Annotated in this window: 14 protein-coding genes; 7 read left to right on the forward strand and 7 right to left on the reverse strand. The window is 39.3% G+C overall.

Annotated features, from left to right (window positions below; translation table 11 throughout):
* Positions 1-5: 5 nt before the first annotated feature.
* From groES to miaB, 6 genes are all read right to left on the reverse strand, one after another.
* Positions 6-281: a co-chaperone GroES gene (groES, locus tag DEU42_RS01365; RefSeq protein ID WP_114756485.1), complete on the reverse strand. Its 276-nt coding sequence runs from the start codon at positions 279-281 to the stop codon at positions 6-8.
* 146 nt (positions 282-427) lie between these two features.
* Complete coding sequence (secG, locus tag DEU42_RS01370; protein WP_114756486.1) at positions 428-793, reverse strand: preprotein translocase subunit SecG; 366 nt, start codon at positions 791-793, stop codon at positions 428-430.
* Positions 786-1,541, reverse strand: a complete 756-nt coding sequence (locus DEU42_RS01375; protein WP_233506595.1) for a tetratricopeptide repeat protein — start codon at positions 1,539-1,541, stop codon at positions 786-788. Before DEU42_RS01375 ends, secG begins: the two co-directional genes overlap by 8 nt.
* A gap of 335 nt (positions 1,542-1,876) precedes the next feature.
* The gene (locus DEU42_RS01380) at positions 1,877-2,386 is read right to left on the reverse strand and encodes an LptE family protein (protein ID WP_114756488.1); all 510 of its coding nucleotides are present in this window, start codon (positions 2,384-2,386) and stop codon (positions 1,877-1,879) included.
* Between the two features lie 14 nt (positions 2,387-2,400).
* A complete protein-coding gene (locus tag DEU42_RS01385; protein WP_114756489.1) occupies positions 2,401-3,687 on the reverse strand; it encodes a sigma-54 interaction domain-containing protein in 1,287 nt (428 codons plus the stop codon).
* Between the two features lie 62 nt (positions 3,688-3,749).
* On the reverse strand, positions 3,750-5,201 hold the full coding sequence (gene miaB, locus DEU42_RS01390) for a tRNA (N6-isopentenyl adenosine(37)-C2)-methylthiotransferase MiaB (RefSeq protein ID WP_114756490.1): 1,452 nt from the start codon (positions 5,199-5,201) through the stop codon (positions 3,750-3,752).
* A gap of 217 nt (positions 5,202-5,418) precedes the next feature.
* Between miaB and topA the strand changes: the two genes are divergently transcribed.
* The 7 genes from topA to DEU42_RS01425 all read left to right on the forward strand — a co-directional run bounded on the left by topA (position 5,419) and on the right by DEU42_RS01425 (position 14,998).
* Positions 5,419-7,923 (forward strand): type I DNA topoisomerase, encoded by a 2,505-nt coding sequence (gene topA, locus DEU42_RS01395; protein WP_114756491.1) that lies wholly within the window; start codon positions 5,419-5,421, stop codon positions 7,921-7,923.
* A 3-nt stretch (positions 7,924-7,926) separates the two neighbouring features.
* The gene (locus DEU42_RS01400) at positions 7,927-9,081 is read left to right on the forward strand and encodes a formimidoylglutamase (protein ID WP_114756492.1); all 1,155 of its coding nucleotides are present in this window, start codon (positions 7,927-7,929) and stop codon (positions 9,079-9,081) included.
* Between the two features lie 150 nt (positions 9,082-9,231).
* Positions 9,232-10,611 (forward strand): gliding motility lipoprotein GldK, encoded by a 1,380-nt coding sequence (gene gldK / locus DEU42_RS01405; RefSeq protein WP_114756493.1) that lies wholly within the window; start codon positions 9,232-9,234, stop codon positions 10,609-10,611.
* Positions 10,612-10,684: 73 nt separating this feature from the next.
* A complete protein-coding gene (gldL, locus tag DEU42_RS01410; RefSeq protein WP_379820490.1) occupies positions 10,685-11,317 on the forward strand; it encodes a gliding motility protein GldL in 633 nt (210 codons plus the stop codon).
* A gap of 52 nt (positions 11,318-11,369) precedes the next feature.
* Positions 11,370-12,914: a gliding motility protein GldM gene (gene gldM, locus DEU42_RS01415; protein WP_114756494.1), complete on the forward strand. Its 1,545-nt coding sequence runs from the start codon at positions 11,370-11,372 to the stop codon at positions 12,912-12,914.
* Positions 12,915-12,960: 46 nt separating this feature from the next.
* A complete protein-coding gene (gldN, locus tag DEU42_RS01420; protein ID WP_114756495.1) occupies positions 12,961-13,887 on the forward strand; it encodes a gliding motility protein GldN in 927 nt (308 codons plus the stop codon).
* Positions 13,888-13,954: 67 nt separating this feature from the next.
* A complete protein-coding gene (locus DEU42_RS01425; protein WP_114756496.1) occupies positions 13,955-14,998 on the forward strand; it encodes an NAD(P)/FAD-dependent oxidoreductase in 1,044 nt (347 codons plus the stop codon).
* Here the strand turns inward: DEU42_RS01425 and DEU42_RS01430 are convergent.
* Entirely contained in the window at positions 14,985-15,377 is a 393-nt protein-coding gene (locus tag DEU42_RS01430) for a DUF983 domain-containing protein (RefSeq protein WP_114756497.1), read from the reverse strand. The two genes, DEU42_RS01425 and DEU42_RS01430, sit on opposite strands and share 14 nt — an antisense overlap.
* Positions 15,378-15,388 lie beyond the last annotated feature (11 nt).

A 15,388-nucleotide genomic window follows, 5' to 3' on the forward strand; every position in this document is an offset into this window, starting at 1 on the left:
TAAAATTAGATTACAGCAAAAATTTCTTCTTCTTTCATGATAAGGTAATCTTTGCCTTCGAATTTCAATTCAGTACCGGCATATTTTCCGTATAATACAGTATCACCTACTTTTACGGTCATTTCATGGTCTTTAGTGCCATTGCCTACTGCCACTACAATACCTTTTTGTGGTTTTTCCTTAGCGGTGTCAGGAATAAAAATCCCTGAAGCAGTTTGCGTTTCTGCAGCTACCGGTTCAATAAGTACTCGGTCTGAAAGGGGTTTGATGTTTAAAGCCATATTGGTAAATTTTATTTTGTTTATTGTAAATATTTGCTGTTTCCTTTTTTTCAGAAATTATGCCATTCGGAACTAACCTGACATATTTTCAGAAAAAATGCCAGCTTAATGAGGCTGGCATTTTAATATCGTTATTTACGAAGAAATTACTGTTGTGGTTGTGTAGCCGGAGCCGGAGTTGTTGCCGGTTGTGCAGCCGGAGCAGCAGTACCTGCAGGTTTAGCCGCCGGAGCCTGAGCAGCCGGTACAGCAGACTCATCAATGAATGACTCATTTCCTCCTATTGAAGAGAAGCTAATGCTAGATAAAAGGATAAGTGTTACAAGGATAGCAGCAAGTGTCCATGTACTCTTGTCAAGAAAGTCTGTGGTCTTTTGAACGCCGCCCATCATCTGAGAACCTCCAATAGAAGAGGAAAGGCCTCCACTTTTTGGGTTTTGCACCATGATTACCACTACAAGCAAAAAGCTTACTATTGTTATAAGTACCAGAAAAATTGAAAAGTTAAGCATCGTTCTTTAAGTTGTTATTTTGTTGAATAATCTTTATATCTGAAATACGGTCTGCAAAGAAAACACTTTTTTCCGGATATTTCAAAATTAAAATTTCATAAGCCTGTATTGCTTTGCTGTATTTTTTTTGTTCGAGGTAAACCCTTGCCAGAGTTTCAGTCATCAGCATTGAGCTGTCCTGCGTGCTACGCTCAACGTTTGCAGGGGTTGGCGTATTGTTTTTAACAGGAGCAATCTTTGGATTTGTCTCAATGAATTTATCAATAAGCTCCAGTTTTTTTGCGATAGGACTCTCATTTTCTTCTTCTTTTGGCTCTGCTTTTTCTTCATTATCCCTATTTATTGGGGTAAGTCTTGATAATTGCAGCCATTCGGCGAAAGAATGAGTTTCATTTTTATCAAAGTCTAAAGGTTTTCCTATGCTGAGTTTTTCTTCTGTTGTCTCAATAGTGTTTTCTGCAACTTCCGGTGTTACCTCTTCTTCTTGAAAGCTATTAAGTTCTTCTGTTGCCTGTATTGAACGTTTTATGGAGTCTTCAAGTTTGTCTGAGGATTGAGGCTGAACATGAGTAGTGTTGTTAGCTTCTTCTGTAGCCTGTATCGAGCGTTTAATAGATTCCTCTATTTTGTCCACAGGAGATTGTTCTACCGGTTCAGCTTGAGTGATGGTTTCTTCTGCAGGTTCAATTTCTAAGATTTCGCTATCAGCAACGGTTATAGACTGCAAAGCATTTTCCTGCTGAGCCATCACGTCTTTTTCAATGCTTTGGAATTGTTCTGATGTAATAAAATCGAAAAGAACTGAACGATCTGTTGTGTAGGCAGCCGTTTTTTTTAGCTCAGTATTGTAACGAAAACTGTCCTGATTGTATAGCCCTTTCAGGTAAATGGCGCGCGCGCTTTGCAGGAACGGAAATTCCGAAAGGATTTTCTCCAGTTCGGCCGTCTGCCTTTCATTTAATGAATAAGGCTTATTAAGCAGGTATGTATAGTCTTTTGTGTTCAGTTTTTCTAGTATTCAGTGTTCAGTGTTCAGTGTTCAGAAGGCAACTGCCAACTGTGACTGCTTACTGAAAACTCATTTTACCATTTCGCCAGCGATTCGTTAAATATATCCTGAGTTATCCTTTCAAAAATAGCTTCAAGGGCTTCATTTAGAACAGTTCCTGTAGGCAGGTCAGTTCCGGAAAAGTCATGATAGAAGCTGAAAGGTTTTTCAAAATCATCTTTTTCGTTATTCTTGTTGGTAAACCTCACGTTTACGGTAATGCTTAGTCTGTTTTGCGCTGCTCTTTGGTCTGCTGTTGCTGTCATAGGAGAGATGCGGTATTGCGTAATCTCTCCTTCATAAAGCAAATCACCTCCTGAATTGGTAAGGCTCAGATTGGTTTGGTTCTGTATAAGATCCTGAAGCCTTCTTGTAAACGTAACGTCAATTCCCGGCTCTATCAGATCGGCATTATTCTGAAAATGGTTTACCTGAAATGTTTTGGCATTAATCGCCCCCGTAGTTCCGGTAAAGTTATAGGCTACAGTACATCCGCCTAAAGATAAAAGTACGGCAAACGCCATTATAAATTTTAAATATCTCATAGTATTTGCAATGGCTATAGGTCGTATTGTTTTATTTTTCGATATAAAGTTCTTTCAGATATACCAAGCTCGTCAGCGGCAGCTTTGCGTTTTCCTTTGTTACGTTCCAGTGCTTTTTTAATAAGCTCTATTTCTTTTTCGTCAAGGCGAAGTGTTTCTTCTTCTTCAACAGTTTCTGCAAAAAGGTAATTGTCATCATCTTCATCTTCGTCATGATGATCAATTACAGCAGGTTCGGTATGTACTGTTTTTTGAGGAGGGAAAACTTCAGCACGGTGCAGCTCTTCGTACTCGTTTATTGCGTTTCCGTTTTGCGATCCGTATATTTTCTGGATAAGGCCTTTATTTGTTTCCTGAACTTTAGAGGTGTTGCCGTTTTGCATCAGCTCCATCGTAAGTTTCTTCAGGTCGTTAAGATCGCTTTTCATATCGAACAGTACCTTATATAGTATCTCTCTTTCGGTACTGAAATCGCTTTCTGGTTTTTTATCTCTTACTACAGCCGGCAGGTTAGAGCCTTCTTCAGGGAGATAGCCACGTAATGTGGCCAGGGTTATATTTCGATTAGTTTCCAGTACAGATATCTGTTCAGCTACGTTACGTAGCTGTCTGATGTTTCCACTCCAACGGTAACGCAGTAATAATTGGATGGCATCGTCTTCAAGCTTAATGGGAGGCATTTTGTATTTGTGCGCAAAGTCTGAAGAGAATTTTCTAAACAGTAAGTGTATGTCATCCTTTCTGTCTCTCAATGGAGGAAGCGAAATCTCAACAGTACTTAACCTATAATAAAGGTCTTCCCTGAATTTGCCCTTTTCGATAGCGTCAAACATATTAACGTTTGTAGCAGCTACAATGCGCACATTCGTTTTCTGCACCTGCGACGAACCTACTTTTATAAATTCACCATTTTCGAGAACACGAAGCAGTCTTACCTGAGTGGTAAGAGGTAATTCACCAACTTCGTCAAGAAATATTGTTCCGCCATCGGCTACTTCAAAATAACCTTCACGTGTTGATGTTGCTCCTGTAAAGGCTCCTTTTTCGTGGCCAAAAAGCTCACTGTCAATTGTGCCTTCAGGAATTGCGCCGCAGTTTACAGCAATATATTTACCATGCTTTCTGTGCGAAAGTGCATGGATGATTCTCGGAATGTTTTCTTTACCTACACCGCTCTCACCGGTAACCAGTACCGAAATATCGGTAGGAGCAACCTGAATGGCTTTTTCTACAGCACGGTTAAGCTTAGGGTCGTTCCCTATAATCTCGAACCGTTGTTTTATGGCTTGTACACTTTCCATTATATTATTCTTAGCTATTCCTCAAATTAGCGAAAATTTTTGTAATTCGTAGCAAACAAAGATTAAGCTTGCATGATTTCGTTGTATCCTACAGCTTCACCTATAAGAGTAGCTGACGTACATTCGCTAATAAGCACATTAACAAAGTCTCCCGGTTTATACTCTCCTTTAGGGAATACCACTACCGTATTTTGAGAGTTTCTTCCGCTCCAGTGTGCGTCAGAACGTTTTGATTCTTTTTCTACCAATACTTCAACTACCTGACCAATGAAACGCTGTGTTCTTTCAAGGGCCATTTTCTGTTGTAGGTTGATGATCTCTGTAAGTCTGCGGTTTTTTACATCGGCAGGGACATCATCCTCCATTTTACGGGCAGCAAGTGTTCCCGGTCTTTCAGAATAAGCGAACATGAAACCAAAGTCATAATTACAATGTTCCATAAGTGAAAGCGTATCCTGATGGTCTTCTTCGGTTTCAGTAGGGAAACCAGCAATCATATCCTGAGAAAGTGACATTTCAGGGATGATGCGGTATATGTTGTCTACCAGTGCCATGTATTCCTCACGGGTGTGCTGGCGGTTCATTTCTTTTAGTATGCGTGTGCTTCCTGATTGTACAGGTAAGTGGATGTATTTACATATATTATGGTGTTTCGCCATAACTTCAATTACTTCAAGGTGCATATCCTGAGGGTTTGAAGTAGAGAAACGGAAACGCATTTTAGGGAATGCTTTAGCAACCATATCCAGTAGCTGTGCAAAATCTACTGCAGTAGCTTTCTGCATTTCAGAAGCTTTTACAAAATCCTTTTTAAGCCCGCCTCCGTACCAAAGGTAGCTGTCTACGTTTTGTCCTAATAAGGTAACTTCTTTAAATCCTTTGCCGTAAAGGTCTGCAATTTCTTCCATGATGCTTTGCGGCTCACGGCTTCGCTCACGCCCACGTGTAAAAGGAACCACACAGAAAGTACACATATTGTCGCATCCGCGGGTTATTGATACAAAAGCTGTAACACCATTGCTGTTAAGACGTACGGGTGAAATGTCTCCGTAAGTTTCTTCTTTGGAAAGGATTACATTAATAGCGTCACGGCCTTCTTCAACCTCTTTTAAAAGATTCGGAAGATCTTTGTAGGCATCAGGTCCAATAACCATGTCTACAATTTTTTCTTCCTCAAGGAACTGGCTTTTAAGACGCTCGGCCATACAGCCCAGTACGCCCACTTTCATTCCAGGATTTATCTTTTTTACGGCATTATAAGTTTCCAGTCTTTTGCGCACAGTTTGTTCCGCTTTATCACGGATAGAACAGGTGTTTACCAATACAAGATCGGCCTCCTCAATATTCTGGGTGGTGTTAAAACCTTCATTGGCAAGAATAGAAGCTACGATCTCGCTATCAGAGAAATTCATCTGGCAGCCATAGCTTTCGATGAAAAGTTTTTTAGTGTTTCCTTCTTTCTGTTCTAAAACAAGGCTTTGTCCCTGTTTGTTTTCTTCAATAATCTTTTCCATAATTCACTCCTGTAGTGCTTAATCAGGTCGCAAAGATAGCATTAATTTCAATATTATGACAAGTTGACAGCCTTAGTTGCTAAGATTTAGGAACGTTCATTGTTATGTTTTACTCCTTAATATATATTGCAGATTTCATAAAAATGATTTTAAAAAAAACGACAAAAAACTAATATTTAAAAAAAACCAATACTTTTGCGACACAAAGAAAAGCAATATGGCAAAGAATTTAGTGATCGTTGAGTCGCCTGCGAAGGCAAAAACCATTGAGAAATTTCTGGGTTCAGGATATCAGGTTGAGTCCAGTTATGGGCATATAGCTGATATTCCGGCTAAGGAAATAGGGGTGGATGTTAATAATGGCTTTAAGCCAAAATATGAAGTGTCTCCCGATAAAAAAGCACTGGTAAAAAAACTTAAAGATCTTTCTAAATCGGCCGAGACCGTTTGGCTGGCTTCCGATGAGGACCGCGAGGGGGAGGCTATTGCATGGCACCTGGCGGAAGAACTGAAACTGGATAAGTCTAAAACGAAAAGGATTGTTTTTCATGAGATCACCAAAACGGCGATACAAAAAGCAATTGAAAATCCAAGGGATATCAACTATGATCTTGTAAATGCGCAACAGGCACGCCGCGTGCTTGACAGGTTAGTAGGTTATGAGTTGTCTCCCGTACTTTGGAAAAAAGTAAAAAGCGGACTTTCGGCGGGTAGAGTGCAGTCGGTTTCTGTGCGTCTTATTGTTGAACGCGAACGCGAGATACAAAATTTTAACGCAGAGGCTTCTTATAGTGTAACAGCTGAGTTTGTAAACGAAGCCGGTAAATCTTTTAAAGCGAAGCTGCCAAAAAATTTTACGACTAAGCAGGAAGCTCAGGATTTCCTGAATAAAAATATTGGCTCTATATATAAGGTGTCAGATCTTGAGACCAAGCCGGCTAAAAAATCGCCGGCAGCACCATTTACTACATCTACATTACAACAGGAGGCGGCAAGAAAGCTGTATTTTCCGGTTGGTGTTACCATGATGCTGGCGCAACGACTGTATGAGGCCGGACTTATTACTTACATGAGAACGGATAGCGTTAACCTTTCTCAGGAGGCGATGGCTGCTGCCGAGGCTGAAATTATCAGGTCTTATGGTAAAGAATTTAGCAAGCCGAGAAATTACGCAACCAAAAGTAAGGGGGCGCAGGAAGCTCACGAGGCTATCCGTCCTACAGATATGTCTCGACATGGCGTGAATATCGACCGTGACCAGGCAAGGCTTTACGATCTTATCTGGAAAAGAACAGTGGCTTCGCAAATGAGTGATGCCGAATTGGAACGTACCAATGTAAAGATCGAGGCTAATAATCATAAAGAATTATTTTCAGCATCCGGTGAGGTGTTGATGTTTGAAGGTTTCCTTAAAGTATATCTTGAAGGGAATGATGATGAGGATGTAGAACAGGAAGGGATGCTTCCGGCACTAAGAGTGAGTGAGAGACTTATTAATAATTATATAACTGCTACTGAGCGTTTCTCAAGGCCGCCTGCACGATATACTGAGGCTGCACTTGTTAAGAAGCTTGAGGAACTTGGTATTGGGCGTCCGTCTACGTATGCACCGACTATTTCTACTATTATCAGCAGAAATTATGTTGAGAAAGGAAGTTTTGAAGGGCAGGAGAGAAGGTATAAGCAGTTGGTGTTAAAAGCGGGAGCAGTTTCTGAACAGGAGCTTCATGAAAATGTTGGTTCTGATAAAGGGAAGCTGGTGCCGACAGATATAGGTATTATTGTTAATGATTTCCTTGTAAATCATTTCGAAACCATTCTTGATTATAACTTTACCGCTAAGGTGGAGCAGGATTTTGACGAAATTGCTTCAGGTAAAGAAGACTGGACGAAAATGATGAGTGAATTTTACAGTCATTTCCATCCTACGGTAATCAATGTTGAGAAAAATGCTGAGAGGGAATCGGGTGAGCGTATTTTGGGTACTGATCCAAAAACAGGTAAGCCGGTAAGTGTTCGTTTGGGTAAATTTGGCCCAATGGCTCAGATTGGTGATGCCGAAGACGAAAATAAACAGTTTGCAAGCCTTCTTCCGGAACAAAATATTGGTACTATTACACTTGATGAAGTTTTAGGTTTGTTTATGCTGCCTAAGAACCTTGGTAATTACCAGGGAGAAGAAGTAGAGGTAAACAATGGCCGTTTTGGTCCGTATGTGCGTTTTGGAAAAGTGTTTATTTCGCTTCCAAAAGGAGAAGATCCGTTGGATGTGACTTTTGAAAGAGCGCAACAGTTGATTAATGAAAAGCAACAGGCCGATGCTCCGATAGGAACGTATAAAAATGAACCTGTGCAAAAAGGTGTTGGCCGATTTGGTCCGTTCATAAAATGGAATGGCATTTTTATCAACGTAAGCAAAAAATATAATTTTGATAAGCTTTCGCAATCTGATATTGTGGAGCTGATTGAAGATAAATTACAAAAAGACATCGATAAGGTTATTCATAACTGGGAGGATGAAGGTATCCGTGTGGAAAAAGCACGATGGGGGCGTTCAGTAATCCTTAAAGGAAAAACCAAGATTGAACTGAATAAAGATGTAGATGCTTCTAAACTGACACTTGACCAGGTTAAAGCAATGATAGAAGAGAAGGCTCCGGCTAAGAAAAAGGCGGCAGCTAAGAAGACTACAACTAAAAAACCTGCAGCTAAAAAGAAATAATAAATGATATTCGATTTTTTACAGCCTTTAGATGAGGGACTTCTTACTTTTATTTCTGAAGGTTCAGCGCAGGCGTTAGGTCATAAAACAGATTTTCATGCCGATGGACGATTTCCGGATCTTGAAAACGCAAAAATTGCTATTATTGGCGTGTTGGATGACAGGGGGGCGGGTAACAAGCGTGAGCACCACATTCATCTTAACTATGTTAGAAAGGAGCTTTACGGTCTTTTCCCGGGTAACTGGGATAAACAGGTTGTAGATTTGGGTAATATACCTGCAGGAAATTCACAGCAGGATACTTACTTTGCGCTCAAAAGTATTGCGGAAGAGCTTATAAAAAACGGTGTATTGCCGGTTGTTATCGGAGGTTCTCAGGATTTGTCATATGCAATGTACCGGGCTTACGATAAGCTGGAGCAAATGGTGAATTTTGTTTCAATTGATAGCAGGTTTGACTTTGGTAAGCAGGATGATGAGCTTTCGGCAGTATCTTACCTTACGAGAATGATTGTTGATGAACCTAATAATCTTTTCAATTATTCTAATTTAGGATATCAGACGTATTACAATCCGCAGGAAGAGATTGATTTGATTGAAAAGCTGTATTTTGATGCTTACCGACTTGGAGAAGTGTGCGGAAACCCCGTAATTGCTGAGCCTGTGTTAAGAGATGCTGATGTTGTAAGTGTTGATATGATGGCAGTTAAGTCGGGTGATTCCGGAAATATTGTTAAATTTATACCAAATGGTTTTGATGGCAAAGAAATTTGTACATTAGCACGCTATGCAGGGATAAGCGACAAGGTGAGTTCTTTTGGGATTTTTAATCACGGAGACAGTCTTCAGGAAGCGGCTCTTATTGCGCAGATTATATGGTATTTCATCGAAGGGGTACATTATCGCTCGAATGAGTACCCGTTCGGAAGTAAGGAGTCTTATATTAAATATATAGTGCCGTCGGAGGATGAAGAACTCGTTTTTTATAAGAGTGATAAGACCGACAGATGGTGGATTGAAGTTCCTTTTGTTTCAGATTTTAGCAATAAATTAAAAAGGAACACGTTATTACCATGTAATCATCAGGATTATCTTAGTGCAACCAACGGTGAGTATCCTGAAAGATTATGGAAAGCGCAAAGAAAGAACATAATTTAACTTTTTTGCTATAAAAATGGCATGTTTTACAAGAAGTGTTGAATTGTTTGCTTTTTGTTTAGGTTTTTTTAATAAAAAAATTGTTTTTTTAAAAATAAATAAATAGGTTTACGCCCTTAAAAATAGAATTACATTAATAACCCAAGTTTTATGAAGAAGTTCATTGCATTAACAGCAACTTTATCATTTTTAATCAGCTGTGGTTCCAGTGACCGAGGGGAACTGGTAGGAGTTAAAGGCAGAAAGTGGAGGCCTGAAAAGCCTTATGGTATGGCTTTGATTCCTGGTGGCGCTTACATTATGGGTAAGTCGGATGACGACTTAGCAAATGTTCAGGATGCTCCTACAAAAACGGTAACTGTTCGTTCTTTCTATATGGATGAAACAGAGATTACCAACAGTGAGTACCGTCAGTTTGTTCAATGGGTTAAAGATTCTACAATCAGAACCAGATTGGCTATTCTTGCAGATGAGCAAGGACAGAAGCCTGGTGCAGGTGGTATTGGAGAATTTGCGTTCAAAGATCAGGAAGCTACGGAAGATCAGTCTGCGTATGATAAATATATGTATGAGAACTACTATAGTTTAGGTACAGATGATGATATGTATGCGGGAAGAAAGCTTAATCATAAAGCTAAGCTTATTACTGATCCTCAGAAATATCCGGATGAGTACTATGTAGAGGTTATGGATTCTATGTATCTGCCTGAGTCAGAATCATACAATGGTTTAAGAACTATTGATGTTTCTAAATTGGTATTCCGTTACTCTTGGATGGATATTCAGGCTGCTGCAAAAGACAAGTCTACTAAAAATACAAGGGCTAAGAGAAGTAAATATATGAGACATGAGCAGGTTCAGGTATATCCGGATACTACTGTGTGGATCAAAGACTTTGCTTACTCATATAATGAGCCGATGCATAATGACTATTTCTGGCACGAAGCCTACGGAGAATATCCTGTAGTAGGTGTTACGTGGCAGAAAGCTAAAGCATTTTGTGCTTGGAGAACTCTTTATAAAAATGCTTATCAAAAAGATAAAAAGAGACAATTTGTAAACTCTTTCCGTTTGCCAACTGAGGCTGAGTGGGAATTCGCTGCAAGAGGTGGTCTGCAATCAGCTACTTTCCCTTGGGGTGGTCCTTATGCTAAAAACGACAGAGGTTGTTTTCTTGCAAACTTTAAACCAAACAGAGGTGACTACGCTGCTGACGGTGCTCTTTATACTGTAGAGGCTCGTTCATTTGATCCAAATGATCACAACCTTTATAATATGGCAGGTAACGTTTCTGAGTGGACTGACTCTTCTTACGATGCATCTTCATATGAGTATGTTTCTACTATGAACCCTAACGTTCCAGATCAGGCTAACAAACGTAAAGTTGTCCGTGGTGGTTCTTGGAAAGACGTTGCTTATTTCCTTCAGGTGAGCAGCAGGGATTGGGAATATGCTGATTCTGCAAGAAGCTACATTGGTTTCAGAACTGTACAGGATTACATGGGTACGCAAAATACCTCAAACGAATAATTTTAACCAACTCGAATTTTTTTTTTGAATATTTAAATTAATTAACTTAACTAAAAACTAAAAATTATTTATTATGGCACTACCTAAAAGAGTTATGAACATGGCCTATGGTCTTGGAGCGGCAGTTGTAATCGTTGGAGCTCTATTCAAATTGATGCACTGGCCTGGAGCGAGCGCGATGCTTATCATCGGTCTGGGAGCTGAGGCTTTTATCTTCGCAATCTCTGCATTTGATGCACCTGAAAAAGATCTTGACTGGTCTCTGGTTTACCCTGAACTAGCTGGTGGTGAGGCTAAGAAAAAAGACGTGAAGAAAGAAAACCCAACAGAAGCTCAAGGTCTTCTATCTCAAAAACTTGACAACCTATTAAAAGAAGCTAAAATTGATGGTGCTCTTATGGAAAGCCTAGGAAACAGTATCAAAAACTTCGAATCTGCTGCTAAAGGAATTTCTCCAACAGTTGATTCAATCGCTTCTCAGAAAAAATACAGCGAAGAAATGTCTCAGGCTGCAGCTCAGATGGAGTCTCTAAACAGTCTTTACAAAGTTCAGTTAGAGAGCGCTTCTCGTAACGCTGAGGCTAACAAAGAAATCGCTGATAACGCTGCTAAACTAAAACAAGAGATGGCTAACATGACTCAAAACATCGCTTCTCTTAACAATGTTTACGGTGGTATGCTTTCTGCTATGGGTAACAGAGCTTAATAATTAGTTACTATATATTTTAACACTAAAACCAAAAGATAACTAATTAGAAATGGCAGGAGGAAAATTAACCCCTAGGCAAAAGATGATTAACCTGATGTATCTGGTTTTCATCGCTATGTTGGCCCTAAACATGTCGAAAGAAGTACTTTCAGCTTTCGGCTTGATGAACGAACAATTTGAGTCTTCTAATGTAGAGGCTACTAAAAATAATGGAGCTTTATATGAAGCCCTTGCTTTAAAAGCTGCTGAAAACCCTTCTTTTACCGCTGCAAAAGCTGTGTCGGAAAAAGTTAAAGGTATCTCTGCTGAATTCAATGACTATATTGAAAGCCTTAAAGGTGATATCACTAAAGATGTTGAGAAAGATTCAAACGGAAAGCTTCCTTATGAGGCAATGGATAAAGGAGATAAAATCGATGAGCATTGGTTTGAAGGCGATGGTTACTCTAAAAAGGGTAAAGAAATCGTTGCTAGAATTGAGCAGTATAAGTCTGATATGAAAGCTGCTATCGGAAACGATGTTAAGTATGCTGCGATCAACAGAGAACTTGATTCTAAATTCAGTACTGCTGATATCAAAGATGGTGAGGGTGTTACTAAAAAATACCTTGACTATCACTACAAAGGTTTCCCTTCAATTGCTTCTTTAACTAAACTTTCTGCTATGCAGAACAACGTTAAAGTAATGGAGGCTAACGTATACAACCTTGCTCTTGGTAAAGCGGCTATCGAAGCTACTTCAATGAAAAACTATACAGCTTTAGTTGTTCTTGATAAAAATGCTTACTTCCAGGGTGAAAAAGTTACAGGTAAAGTTGTTCTTGGTCGTTATGATGAGAATACAAAACCAGTTTCATTCAACGGTCCTGGTAAAATTGAAAACGGTCAGGCTGTGATCAACCTTACTGCTGGAAATGTTGGTGAGCAAAAAATTGGTGGTGAATTCGTATTCCTTGAGGATGGTAAAAAAGTACCATTGAAATTTGAAGGTAAATACGTTGTAGTACCTAGACCAAACTCTGCAACTATCGCAGCTGATAAGATGAACTCTGTTTACCGTGGTGTTGAAAACCCAATGACAGTTTCATTTGCTGGTGTTCCTGATACTGATGTTAAAGCTTCTGCACCTGGTGCTTGGAGAAACACAGGTAAAGGTAAGTATAGCTGGAATGTAACTAATGTATCTGGTACTACTGCTAAGATTCAGGTTACTGCTAAGCTTTCAGATGGTAAAACAGTTACTGATATGAAAGAATTCAACGTTCGTCCTATCCCTGCTCCGGTACCGGAAGTTAGAGGTAAGAGAACTTCAGCAAAAGGTAACAAAAATGACCTTTCATCTTCAACTATTAACGTAGCGTTCCCTGACTTCGTATTCGATGTTAAAACGACAGTTAAATCATTTGAAGTGTTTGTATCTGGTTCAGGTACAATGGTATGTCAAGGTAACAGATTCAGTGCTCAGGCACTTGCTGCAATCGCTAAATGTAAAAGAGGTGATGTAGTAGTTATCAGCCGAATTGAAACTAAAGTTGACGGTGCAGGTGCTTATATGCCACCACCATCAGGTTCTTTCACTTGGGAAGTACAATAATTTGATTTAAAAGAACGTTTTTCTTTTACAGTATAAAATTAAAATAATGAATAGCAGAAATTTTTTATTAGCGGCTCTATTTTTTGCAGGTGTAACTACATCTTTTGCCCAGTCAAACTTGCTTAATGCAAAGACGCCGGATGAAATAGGTAAAAAAACCGCTGAGCAGGACTCATTAGATAATGATAAACCACTACCTTATGGTTATGTGGGTGATAGGGATGTTTTGCTTGCCAGAAAAGTTTGGGAGGTAATCGACCTTGATCAGAGAATCAACTTTCCAATGTATTTTCCTGTTGAGGATAATATAGGCGATGATAGAAGGTCACTATTCAGTGTTTTAATGACAGCTATCAAAGACGGTCAGCTTACGGAGGTATATGATGATTCATACTTTACCCTTAAAAAGACAGGTGATGATATCCAGTCTTCATTTTACTTCAAAGAGCTTAACGACTATGGTCGTGAAATCTTGAACCAGAACCCTGGTAAAACTGAAGATGATCTTAAGGCTAAAGGTGTTCTTACAGCGGAGCACTATACAACTTCTGAGCTAAACGGTGCAGACGTATCTAAATATAAGATCGTTGGTACCTGGTACTTTGATAAGAGACAAGGTGAGATGAAATACAGAATCCTTGGTATTTGTCCAATGGCTGTAGATGCTCTTACTAAGTTAAGACAAGGGTCTGAAGCAGAACCAATCGAGCTTTTCTGGGTATTCTATCCAGGGGCAAGAGATGTGCTTCACAAAGCGAAGGCTTTCAACGAGAAAAACTCTGCGCAGCCTATCACTTTTGACCACTTACTTAACTCAAGACGTTTCACTGCTGTAATTGTTAAAGAAGAGAACGTTTATGGAGACAGACTCATCGAAGACTACATGAAAGATAACTCTCAGATGCAGCTTCTTGAAGCTGAGCGTATCAAAGATAAGATACGTAACTTTGAGCAGGACATGTGGAACTACTAAGAAGTTATTCTTCGAATAATATTAAAAACTCTTACCCTCGTGGTAAGAGTTTTTTTATTTTTACACCATGAAAGATTTTATAATCGTTGGTGCTGGTCTTGCCGGGGTCAGCTTTGCGGAAACCGCTTTGCTTAATGACAAGTCGTTTGTTGTGATTAGTGACAATTCTCAAAATTCATCATATGTTGCGGCAGGGTTATATAACCCTGTAATATTAAAAAGGTTTAGCCTTCCGCAGGATGCTGCAGTCCATTTAGACTATATGGGGCCTTTTTATAAAAGAATTGAAGAGCGTCTTGGAGTTAAGTTTGATATAAGTTTGCCTGTTTACAGAAAATTTGCTTCTGTTGAAGAGCAGAACAACTGGTTTCAGGCTGCTGATAAAGCGGCTCTTGAGCCTTTTCTATCACCAAAAGTTCTATATACTGATTATGAAGGTTTGCCTGCTGAGTTTGGTTTCGGTAAAGTTATGCATACGGGTTATGTAGATACGGAGACCTTATTGAACACTTATAAAAAATTTTTAAGTGATAATGTGTGGTTAGTTCAGGAAACTTTTCAGCATGATCTTCTTGAAATCAAAGAAGACCATGTAGTTTATAAAGGAATTGAAGCACAGCATATAATATTTGCTGAAGGTTTCGGAATTCATGCGAATCCTTATTTTAAGCATTTGCCACTGGATGGGACTAAGGGAGAATTATTGCTAATAAAAGCTCTGGACTTAAAACTTGATGTGGCCGTTAATGCAAGTATCTTTATATTGCCTATAGGTGATGGTTTTTTCAAGGTAGGTGCAACTTATGAATGGTATGATAAGACTGCTGTGCCTACACAGGCGGGTAGGGATGAGCTGGTTGAAAAACTCAACGAGCTTATTAACTGTGATTACGAAATTATAGAACACTTAGCAGGAATTCGCCCAACTGTTAAAGATAGAAAGCCGCTTATTGGCACACATCCACTATACAAAAATGTCCATTTGCTGAATGGTTTAGGTACTCGTGGGGTAATGCTTGGACCTTCTATGGCCAAAGAATTGTATGATTCCATAATTACCGGTAACCCGGTTAGGAGAGAAGTGGGAATTCAGAGATTTAAGAATCTCTAGGTTTATTCCAGTCCTTATCATAGCCTACAAAGAAGTTTATCCAAATGTTTCGGGATATTCTCATAATGTAAGGCATGAGGAGTACGAGTCCGACGATTATACTGATGAATGCTGTTTTTAGATCTGTACCTATAAATGAGAAGCAGATAATAAATATAGCAACGCTGATAGCCACACCAAGTGCATAACTGACGTACATTGCGCCAAAATAAAATGATGGCTCAATTTTGTAAGGTTGCCCGCAATGGCTGCATCGCTCGTGCATTTTGTATATTTTAGCCAGATTGAAGGGGTTTTTATCAATATACATACTTTCTTCGTGGCATCGGGGACAGGTTCCTGTTAAAATGCTATATAGTTTCGATCCTTTTTTTAACATTTGCAAAAAAT

The sequence above is a fragment of the Flavobacterium sp. AG291 genome (genome assembly GCF_003350375.1).
Taxonomy (GTDB): domain Bacteria; phylum Bacteroidota; class Bacteroidia; order Flavobacteriales; family Flavobacteriaceae; genus Flavobacterium; species Flavobacterium suzhouense.

Excerpts from the sequence above, each read along its gene's own strand:
- groES (WP_114756485.1), bottom strand. The coding sequence starts at position 281 with ATGGCTTTAAACATCAAACCCCTTTCAGACCGAGTACTTATTGAACCG.
- secG (WP_114756486.1), bottom strand. The coding sequence starts at position 793 with ATGCTTAACTTTTCAATTTTTCTGGTACTTATAACAATAGTAAGCTTT.
- DEU42_RS01375 (WP_233506595.1), bottom strand. The coding sequence starts at position 1,541 with ATGGCTCAGCAGGAAAATGCTTTGCAGTCTATAACCGTTGCTGATAGC.
- DEU42_RS01380 (WP_114756488.1), bottom strand. The coding sequence starts at position 2,386 with ATGAGATATTTAAAATTTATAATGGCGTTTGCCGTACTTTTATCTTTA.
- DEU42_RS01385 (WP_114756489.1), bottom strand. The coding sequence starts at position 3,687 with ATGGAAAGTGTACAAGCCATAAAACAACGGTTCGAGATTATAGGGAAC.
- miaB (WP_114756490.1), bottom strand. The coding sequence starts at position 5,201 with ATGGAAAAGATTATTGAAGAAAACAAACAGGGACAAAGCCTTGTTTTA.
- topA (WP_114756491.1), top strand. The coding sequence starts at position 5,419 with ATGGCAAAGAATTTAGTGATCGTTGAGTCGCCTGCGAAGGCAAAAACC.
- DEU42_RS01400 (WP_114756492.1), top strand. The coding sequence starts at position 7,927 with ATGATATTCGATTTTTTACAGCCTTTAGATGAGGGACTTCTTACTTTT.
- gldK (WP_114756493.1), top strand. The coding sequence starts at position 9,232 with ATGAAGAAGTTCATTGCATTAACAGCAACTTTATCATTTTTAATCAGC.
- gldL (WP_379820490.1), top strand. The coding sequence starts at position 10,685 with ATGGCACTACCTAAAAGAGTTATGAACATGGCCTATGGTCTTGGAGCG.
- gldM (WP_114756494.1), top strand. The coding sequence starts at position 11,370 with ATGGCAGGAGGAAAATTAACCCCTAGGCAAAAGATGATTAACCTGATG.
- gldN (WP_114756495.1), top strand. The coding sequence starts at position 12,961 with ATGAATAGCAGAAATTTTTTATTAGCGGCTCTATTTTTTGCAGGTGTA.
- DEU42_RS01425 (WP_114756496.1), top strand. The coding sequence starts at position 13,955 with ATGAAAGATTTTATAATCGTTGGTGCTGGTCTTGCCGGGGTCAGCTTT.
- DEU42_RS01430 (WP_114756497.1), bottom strand. The coding sequence starts at position 15,377 with ATGTTAAAAAAAGGATCGAAACTATATAGCATTTTAACAGGAACCTGT.